This is a genomic window from Asticcacaulis biprosthecium C19, assembly GCF_000204015.1.
Classification (GTDB): Bacteria; Pseudomonadota; Alphaproteobacteria; order Caulobacterales; family Caulobacteraceae; genus Asticcacaulis; species Asticcacaulis biprosthecius.
Genome location: NZ_GL883078.1, coordinates 765,883 through 774,029, shown reverse-complemented (window position 1 = coordinate 774,029; position 8,147 = coordinate 765,883). Strand labels below are relative to the sequence as shown.

The 8,147-nt window shown below is 64.4% G+C and carries 10 protein-coding genes; 5 read left to right on the top strand and 5 right to left on the bottom strand.

Annotation, left to right across the window (positions count from 1 at the left end; all coding sequences use genetic code 11):
• Window positions 1-2 precede the first annotated feature (2 nt).
• From ABI_RS14005 to ABI_RS13995, 3 genes are all read right to left on the bottom strand, one after another.
• Window positions 3-704 carry a peptidylprolyl isomerase gene (locus tag ABI_RS14005; RefSeq protein WP_006273674.1) on the bottom strand — a complete coding sequence of 234 codons (702 nt, stop codon included), beginning with the start codon at window positions 702-704 and terminating at the stop codon, window positions 3-5.
• 110 nt (window positions 705-814) lie between these two features.
• Window positions 815-1,546, bottom strand: coding sequence for a LytR/AlgR family response regulator transcription factor (locus ABI_RS14000; RefSeq protein ID WP_006273673.1), 732 nt, complete (start codon window positions 1,544-1,546; stop codon window positions 815-817).
• On the bottom strand, window positions 1,531-2,592 hold the full coding sequence (locus ABI_RS13995; protein WP_006273672.1) for a sensor histidine kinase: 1,062 nt from the start codon (window positions 2,590-2,592) through the stop codon (window positions 1,531-1,533). The genes ABI_RS14000 and ABI_RS13995 overlap by 16 nt, the downstream gene beginning before the upstream one ends.
• A 152-nt stretch (window positions 2,593-2,744) precedes the next feature.
• Between ABI_RS13995 and ABI_RS13990 the strand changes: the two genes are divergently transcribed.
• A complete protein-coding gene (locus ABI_RS13990) occupies window positions 2,745-3,713 on the top strand; it encodes a YybH family protein (protein WP_006273671.1) in 969 nt (322 codons plus the stop codon).
• Between the two features lie 3 nt (window positions 3,714-3,716).
• Here the strand turns inward: ABI_RS13990 and ABI_RS13985 are convergent, their stop codons facing one another.
• Entirely contained in the window at window positions 3,717-3,911 is a 195-nt protein-coding gene (locus tag ABI_RS13985; RefSeq protein WP_006273670.1) for a hypothetical protein, read from the bottom strand.
• A 438-nt stretch (window positions 3,912-4,349) separates the two neighbouring features.
• Window positions 4,350-4,652: a YciI-like protein gene (locus ABI_RS13980; RefSeq protein ID WP_006273669.1), complete on the bottom strand. Its 303-nt coding sequence runs from the start codon at window positions 4,650-4,652 to the stop codon at window positions 4,350-4,352.
• A 117-nt stretch (window positions 4,653-4,769) separates the two neighbouring features.
• Between ABI_RS13980 and ABI_RS13975 the strand changes: the two genes are divergently transcribed.
• From ABI_RS13975 to ABI_RS13960, 4 genes are all read left to right on the top strand, one after another.
• The gene (locus ABI_RS13975; RefSeq protein WP_157138899.1) at window positions 4,770-5,153 is read left to right on the top strand and encodes a hypothetical protein; all 384 of its coding nucleotides are present in this window, start codon (window positions 4,770-4,772) and stop codon (window positions 5,151-5,153) included.
• An 87-nt stretch (window positions 5,154-5,240) separates the two neighbouring features.
• The gene (locus tag ABI_RS13970; RefSeq protein ID WP_006273668.1) at window positions 5,241-5,729 is read left to right on the top strand and encodes a hypothetical protein; all 489 of its coding nucleotides are present in this window, start codon (window positions 5,241-5,243) and stop codon (window positions 5,727-5,729) included.
• A gap of 69 nt (window positions 5,730-5,798) precedes the next feature.
• The gene (locus ABI_RS13965) at window positions 5,799-6,560 is read left to right on the top strand and encodes a glucose 1-dehydrogenase (RefSeq protein ID WP_211211170.1); all 762 of its coding nucleotides are present in this window, start codon (window positions 5,799-5,801) and stop codon (window positions 6,558-6,560) included.
• Between the two features lie 41 nt (window positions 6,561-6,601).
• Window positions 6,602-8,125, top strand: coding sequence for a DUF885 family protein (locus tag ABI_RS13960; protein WP_083811510.1), 1,524 nt, complete (start codon window positions 6,602-6,604; stop codon window positions 8,123-8,125).
• Window positions 8,126-8,147 lie beyond the last annotated feature (22 nt).

Below are 8,147 nucleotides of genomic sequence, written 5' to 3'. Positions count from 1 at the left end.
CGCTAGACTGAGTCTATCCGTTTGCCTTCAGTGATGGTCATGGGCGGCGCCAGCATCTGGCCGTCCCATTGTCCCGGCTTGGCCTTGGCCTTGCTGATCTTGCCGGCCAGAATGGCGCGGACAACACCCATACCCTTCACAACGCGGCCAAAAACCGCATAGCCCAGCTTGTCATCCGAGCCTTCGCGACCGGCATCCATGGCCGTGTTGTCGCCAACGCAGATGATGAAATCCGCCGTCGCCGTGCCGGGATCAAAGCGTGACATCGAAAGCGCGCCATTGGTGTGCGACAGCCCCGTCTGGCTGGTCGGCTCGTGGCGGATCGGCGGAAAGGTGGGGCCGCGCATGGTGCACTGGATGAAACCGACGCCGTCATAATTGGCCGCGCGCCAGAAGTCGGATCCGGTCAGCTTGCCTGACTCGACATAGCGCAGGAAGTTGGAGACCGTGATCGGCGCTGCCTTGCCGTTCAACTCGATGATGATCTCGCCCTTGGCCGTTATGACGCTGACGCGCGCTGTGTCGGGCACGTTTTCCGGCGTGATCTTCTCGACCCAGTCGATCCGCTCCGGCTCGACCGAAACTGGCGGCGGCGGGGGTGGTGCCGGCGGCGGGGGAGGCGGCGGTGCCGGCTTGGGCTCTTCGCAGCCGGTCAGGGTCACCGCCGTGGCGGCCAGGGAACCGATGAGGAATTGGCGTCTCATACTGATCTCGCAAAAGCCTCATGCCAAAGCGTGTGTCCTGGCATCGGGCGTTAGAATACCCCTAACCTTGGCCTGCCGGACGCCGGCTGTCAACGCACCGGAACCTTGACCTACAGGACCAGCCAGGCATCGAGCGCCATCCGGTAGCGCCGGCTGAAGCGCAGATCCTCGCCGCCATGCAGCCGCACGACGCCGTCGCCATGGCTGCCGGGGCGGATTTCGGCGATGCGATCCAGCCGCACGATGGTGGCGCGGTGGATACGGGCGAAGTCGGCCTCCGGCAACCGGGCCGTCAGGGCGGCGATGGAATCGTTGACCAGCCAGGCGCGGCCGCCGGTATGGACCTCGGCATAGTCGCCGGCTGCGGCGACCCAGTCGATATCGTCATAGCCTATAACGCGCACGATTCCGCGCGATCGGGCAATCAGCCGCGGCAGGGGCTGAACGATCTCCATGATCTGCTGTAATCGCTTCTCCTGCGGTTCCGCCGTCTTGCGCACCCGCGCCAGCACCTGGCCAAACCGGATATCGTCGAAGGGTTTGAGCAGGTAGTCCAGCGCCTGGACCTCGAACGCCTTGACGGCGAACGCGTCATAGGCGGTGCAGAAGACGGTGGTCGGCATGGCGCGCAAGCCGATCGCTTCGATGACTTCGAACCCGGTCATGGCCGGCATCTGGACATCCAGGAAAACGACATCCGGCCGCTCGGCCTCGATCATCGCCACGGCCATCTCGCCATGATGAGCCTCGCCGACAATCGTGAAATCGCTTTCCGGCTCCAGAAGGGTGCGCAGCCTCAGCCGCGCCAGAGGCTCATCGTCGACGATCAGGGTGCGGTACATAGGGGAACCTTGACCTTGACGCGAAAGCCCCGGCCGGGCGCTGTATCCATCGTCAGGGACTGGCGCTCGCCATAAAGGCGGGTCAGGCGCCGCCGGGTATTGGCCAGCCCGACCCCCTCCGTCACCGACGCTGCGCCGGCGCCATCGTCAGCGACCACGATATGCAGGCAAGCCTCTGTAACCTTGGCGGAGATGGTAACGGTGCCGCCCTGGGGCAGGCCGGAAATGCCGTGCCGGATGGCATTCTCGACCAGGGGCTGGAGCAGCAGCGACGGCACGGTAGCGGTCAGGGCTTCGGGGGCAATCTCACGGATCACCGTCAGCCTTTCCCCCAGCCGCGCTTCTTCGATCGCCAGATAGGCTTCGGTGAAGTCGAGTTCGTCGCCCAGGCTGCTTTCCTGGCCGCGATGACCGTCGATCGACAGCCGCAGAAGTTCGCCCAACCGGGCAATCATGCGCTCGGCCTTGAGCGGTTCGCTGCGCACCAGGGCCGAGATGGCATTGAGCGCGTTGAACAGGAAGTGCGGCTGCAATTGCGCCCGCAAGGAAGCCGTTTCGGCCTCGGCGAGCTGGGTTTCCATCTGGGCGGCTTGCAGTTCCCGGTCATTGAGATGCCGCAGGGCGCGGGTGGTGGTGACGATGGCGACCATCATGGCATAGATCAGCACATTGATCTGGAGGCTGCCGGCCAGTTTGTGCGGCAGCATCTTGTACCAGCCGTCGTCGATCTGGCTCATGAACATGACAAAGATCAGGGTGTGGCAAACGCTGACCACCAGGCCGATGGCGAAATGGGTCAGGATGAAGCGCACCGCCCGGCCACGCTGCAGGGTTATGCGGTTGGCAATAGAGAAGACGATCGGGGTGACGCAGGCCCACAGCACATTGGCGACCATGGCAGGACCGATATAGTGCTTCCATGGCCTGGCCTGGCTGTTGGCCAGGTCATACATGTACCACTGGCCAGCGGTCAGCAGGCCGATGCCGACCCAGATGCCGAGAAGGGTGGCGGCTCGCGTCAGCAGCCGCTTCTGGGTATCCCGCATCCTGTCTCCCCGTTGTTTCTCTTTCATTTTACCACAACCGGTGCGTCCGGCCCATCCCGTTCGGCGTCGATGGCCTCCCGCCCGGCGAAAACCGGTTGGCGACCGGCCTTACGTTAGGTCAGGCTCTGCGTGCAACCCCGGAGGACAAGGGCATGAACCGGCGCGACCTGATCGGAACTATGTGTGTGTTGGCCGTATGTCCGGGCATATCCTTTTCGGGTGAAGTGCTGCCGGACGGCACACCCCTTCGCGTCCTGACGCCTCCCAACACGTCTTGGGAAGGGGCGCACCCGTCCGGTGGCGTGGTCAAGGCCGCGCACGGTGAACTCGCGCAGGCCCTCATCGTCAACGACACTTCGCGTTTGCTGGAATTGTACCGCGATGACGCGCGCAGCCTGCCCGACCAGCAACCCCGCCTTCTGGGGAGGGGGCAAATCGAGGCCTGGCATCGCAGCGTTCAGACGCGCCGTCGGGTGACGGCCTATGTACCGCAAATACGTGAAGTGTTCGATTTCGGCGATACCCTTCTGGAATATGGCGGCTTCACCATCACCTGGGAAGCGGCCGGCCCCGCGGAAGGCAAGTATCTCCATGTCTGGGGGCGTGACTCCGACGGATCGCTGCGGCTGAAGGCCGATGTCCGCAACTGGACGGCACCTCTGAAAGGGGCAGAGGACTTCTTCGTCGCCATGCAGGTGGCGGAGGCGCCCCCAGTGGCGGACTCAGCCCTGGCCAGGGAATTGGCTGCCCTGAACGCCGGCAATGCCGATGGCATAAAGCAGCACGATCTCGAACGGCGGCTAAGTTTTTACGCGGACGATGCGGTGATCATGCCCCACAGCGTCAAGGCCAGGACCGGCATGGCGGAGATTCGGCCCTTCCTGACCGACTATGTCAATAACGGCCGCGGGGCGACATTCGACAAGGTCGAGGTGTGGAACGAAGGTTTCGAAGACCTGGGCCACGGCTATGTACTGGAATACTTCAAGTTCCATGTCGACTGGCGTGCGGGGGGTAACGGCGGCACGGTCACCGGCGGCGGTATCCGTCTATGGCGCCGCGACGCTGATGGGCGGCTCAAGATGCTCCGCGAGATCGGCACGCATGACTATCGTGGCTAAAATCTAGTTCGCACCTGCCGCCAGAGAATAATAGGGACGCGGGCCGCTTTCGATCCTGACCGGCGCAACAACCGACTCCTGCACCGCCACCACCTCCGGCGCGGCAATGTCGCCGGTCGTATAGGTCGGCATCTCGGGCATGGCCGGGATTTCGACCGTCGCCTTGACTGGGCTGGCCTGTACGGTGGGCGCGTGCATTTGCGCCAGGGCATACAGGGCATCGGCCGGCTGCGAGGGGACACCACCAGAAGGCCGCGCTCGGCCGGTGGCTGGGCAGCGTAGTCGATGGCCAGACCTGGGTCCGCCATAGGGTCGATGTCGGGCAAGGTGGCCAGCTTGCCGCCGATGATGAACAGACCGAACACCAGCGTCATGCCACCGGTGATCAGGCTGGCCTTCAACAGGTTTCGCAGCGGATCGGGCGCATAGGGCGCGGGGCGGAAATCAACCTGATCGGTCCAGGCCTGATCTGTCCAGGCCTGATCTGTGCAGGCAGGTGAGGCGGATATCATGGGAGTCACTCACGCAAAGAAGGTGAGAGCCATGATAGGCCTTGGCCCATAAGGTTTCGGTGCGGGTGATGCGCGTTTACGTGTGGTCTCGATCAAAAAGACGAGTCCGCCCATAAAGGCGCAGTCAGGGCCGCACCGGCGTGGCGGCACTGTCTCCGACAACGGTCGTCCATTCACGCACCTTCCAGCTGCGGACCAGACCGTTCACCACATAGGGATCGGATTGGGCGAAGTTTTCGGCAACCGACGAGTCGGCACCCAGGAATAGCAGTACCCCGCCGTCGGCCGGGTTGGCCAGGGCGCCGCCCAGGACCAGGTCGCCGCGATCGGCCGCCGCCGACGCCAGGTCCAGGTGCACGCCGCGGAACTCGCCCCGGCGGTCGAGGTAATCGTCGACGAAGTCGTAGAAGAGCAAGAAGTGTTTCACTGTGGTTAAAATCACGTTAGGGGTGTAATTTCACGGTTTGCAATTACTTTGCTGGCAACACTTGGCGTACGGTCCAGCGTTTCCGGGACTTTTGTGTAAAGCCATAAGGAATACCGTATGTCCAGAGAGACTCGAGTCAGCGTCGCCAGATCGGTGACGAGCCAGCTTCACATTGCCGAGGAGGCGATCGACAGCGCCCTGACGGAGGCCGCGACCCTGCTCGAAAACTGCATCACCTCGCGCCGTACGCTCCGCATCTCGACCCTGGTGGGCACGAAGGTCAATGACAGCACCATAAAGGCGATGCAGGCCTTGCAGGACGCCCAGGCGCACATGGCCGACGCCCATCGGGAGTTGACCCGGATCCAGAAGCAATTCCGCCTGGAACCGGCTGCGCATGTCCCGCCCTATGACCCTGATAAGGGACCCGAAGGCGGCGGCGGTGACGGCGGTGTGACCCATGCGCGACGTGACGCCGTCTCCGGAACGGCAGATAGCTGAAAGTAACGGCGTTCGACTTGCTATCCCGGTCCTTTCCCTGTTTTATCGGCCTGCGACGAATCGTCGGGAAGCAGGGGACGGACCGGTATGTTGCAATCCTGGATAACTCAGCTAAGCGCCGCGGCCCTGCTGGTCGTTTGCGTCTACGCCCTGATTGCCGGAAGCTGGCGCGAACGTTTCGGCGCCCTCATCTACATGGCTGCCTACGCCCTGAGCCTCGGTTTCGGCATGATCTCCCTGAGCAGCGCCGCCCCCTACATCCCGAAATACGTCGCCAGCAACTATGTCGCCATGTACATGCTGGTTACCGACACCCTTATCCTGCAGGGGCTATGCGTGGTCGCCTGGAAATCGCCCCATGCCTGGCCGAAGTGGGCCATACTGTGCCAGGCGGTCACGATCGGTCTTCACGTCGCGATGCTGCTGGGTCTGGGCCTGAGCAACCCCGTTTATATTGCCCTGCTGACTGCTCTGGGTTGGTTGGGTCTCCTGGCCCTGCTGATCGGCACGATCGCCGCCCGCCAGGCCCGGCACGATTCCCGGCGTCAAAGGGCGGCGCTGGCGGCGTCGGAATAGACCGCATCCTTGTGCGGCATCGTGCGACGAATCGGGTAGGCTTGCACGAAAAAGCGTGAGGAGATGCATATGGGATTGTTCGATCTTTCCGGCCGCACGGCCCTGGTCACCGGTTCGGGTCAGGGGATCGGCCTGGCCATCGCCACAGCCCTGGCCAAGGCCGGGGCGCAGGTCGTGCTCAACGGCCGCGCCGAAGCGCGTCTGGAGGCCGCCGCAGCGACCCTGCGTGGTCACGGCGCCGATGTCGTCCTGTCGGCCTTCGATGTCACCGACGCTGATGCTGTGAAGGCCGCCATCGATCACCTAGAAAGCCACGGCACCGCCATCGACATCCTGGTCAACAATGCCGGCATCCAGCGCCGCCGCCCACTGGAGGATTTTCCGGTCGAGACCTGGCACGAGGTGATGCGCGCCAATCTCGACAGCGTCTTCTATGTCAGCCAGGCGGTGGCGCGGCACATGATCGAACGCGGACACGGCAAGATCATCAACATCGCCAGCGTGAACGCGCTGCTGGCCCGCCAGACCATCGCGCCCTACACGGCCTCCAAGGGGGCGGTTCTGAACCTGACCAAGGGCATGTGCGCTGACTGGGCCAAACACGGCCTGCAGATCAACGCCATCGGTCCGGGTTATTACGCCACGCCGCTGAACAAGGCGCTGTACGAAGACCCGGTGTTCGACGACTGGCTGCGCAAGCGCACGCCGGCCAGGCGGTGGGGCAAGATGGAGGACCTGCACGGCGCCGCCGTTTTTCTGGCGTCCTCGGCGTCGGACTTCGTCAATGGCCAGATCCTGTATGTCGATGGCGGCCTGACGGCGACAGTTTGACCGCAACCGTGTAGAAGACGGCAAACATCGGGAAACGACTCATGCACGGATTTGACCGCAGAAGCTTCCTGGCCGGAGCCTCCGCCCTGGCCGTAGCGGGAACAGCGATGGGCGCCATCCCGCCACTTGATAGCCTGGCGAAAGACCCCACCGGGTCGGCCAGCTTCGACGCCGTCCAGGAACGGCGCAAGGCCGCCAAGGCACGCTTGACCGCGCTGGAAGCCGCGTTGGCGCAAAACCCTGGCGGTGAAAGCGCCATCGTCCTGGCCAGCGTCATCCACGGCGCGCGCAGCGAAGCCGGCCTGACCGACTTCGCCTATGGCGACGGCAACAGCGTCTACCCGGTCACCTACCGCTCGGGTCAGCACACCCAGGTCGCTGCCGGCAAGGCCCAGGCCGCCGAGATCGACTTCGAGACGGCGCGCATTGCCGCCGACACCGCCAACGGCCTCCTTCAACCCGACTTTCTGCTGCGACGCGCCCTGACAGCCGTCGAAACGGCGCAGTTCAAAGCCGCCCAAAGCGAGTCTGGTAGCCAGGTCCAGGCCGCGCTGGAAAGCCAGATCGTCGCCCTGACGGCGCAACTGGCCGTTGCCGGCGACCGGCCGGGCGTCGGGCGTCTGCCGCAAGGACGGGACTACTATGCTGCGCAACTGGGCCTGGCCCTGTCGAGCCCGGTCGATCCCAAGGCGGCGATGAAGCTGGCGCGCCAGAGGCTGGTTGCCATCTGGGACGAACTTGACGACCTGCTGAAGGCTCAAGGCCTGACATCCGGCCCGGCGCACGAACGGTTGCAGCGTTTTGCCCGCGACCCACGCTACCTCTATCCGCAGTCCGATACCGGCCGCACCAAGATGGTCGCCGACATGAACCGGATGCTGGACGACGTCCTGGAGCGCCTGTCGGTGGCGTTCGACCTGGTCGACATCCCGCCGTCGCAGGTCGAGCGCATGACGGCGGCCGAAGAACTGGCCGGGGTCCAGGGCAAACGCAGCGGCACCAGCTACATCATCGACCAGCGCCGCACCCGCGACCGTCCGGTCTGGACCCTGCCCAGCGTCGTGCACCACGAACTCTATCCCGGCCACATGCTGCCGGCGGCGGTGCGCACCACACCGGCCTCAGCGCTGCAGGCGCGTTATGGCGGCAGTGCCTGGGGAGAGGGCTGGCCGGTCTATGCCGAAACCGTCGCCGCCGAAATCAGCGCGCTGGATCTGTGGCCGGAGGCGCGTATCGGTTTCCTGCAATGGCAGGCCTTCCGCACGGCGCGCATCGTTGCCGATATCGGGCTGCATACCGAAGACTGGTCGCGTGAGGAGGCGGTGCGTAACCTCAACCGGCTGCAGGGCGGGCCGATCTACTTCATCACCATCGATGAGGACATCGACCGGATGTGCCTGGCGCCTGGCGCCAATGCGGCCCAAGGGCTTTCGGCCCTGAGCTTCCTGGAACGGCGTGCGGCGGCGCGGAAAATCCCCGGCTTCGACATCAAGGCCTTCCACCGTGCCGCCATGGCCTCTGGTCCGGTCTCGCCGGACGGCTTTGCGGCTGCACTCAAAGCCTGACCGGCGACCCGTCCCAAAGCCG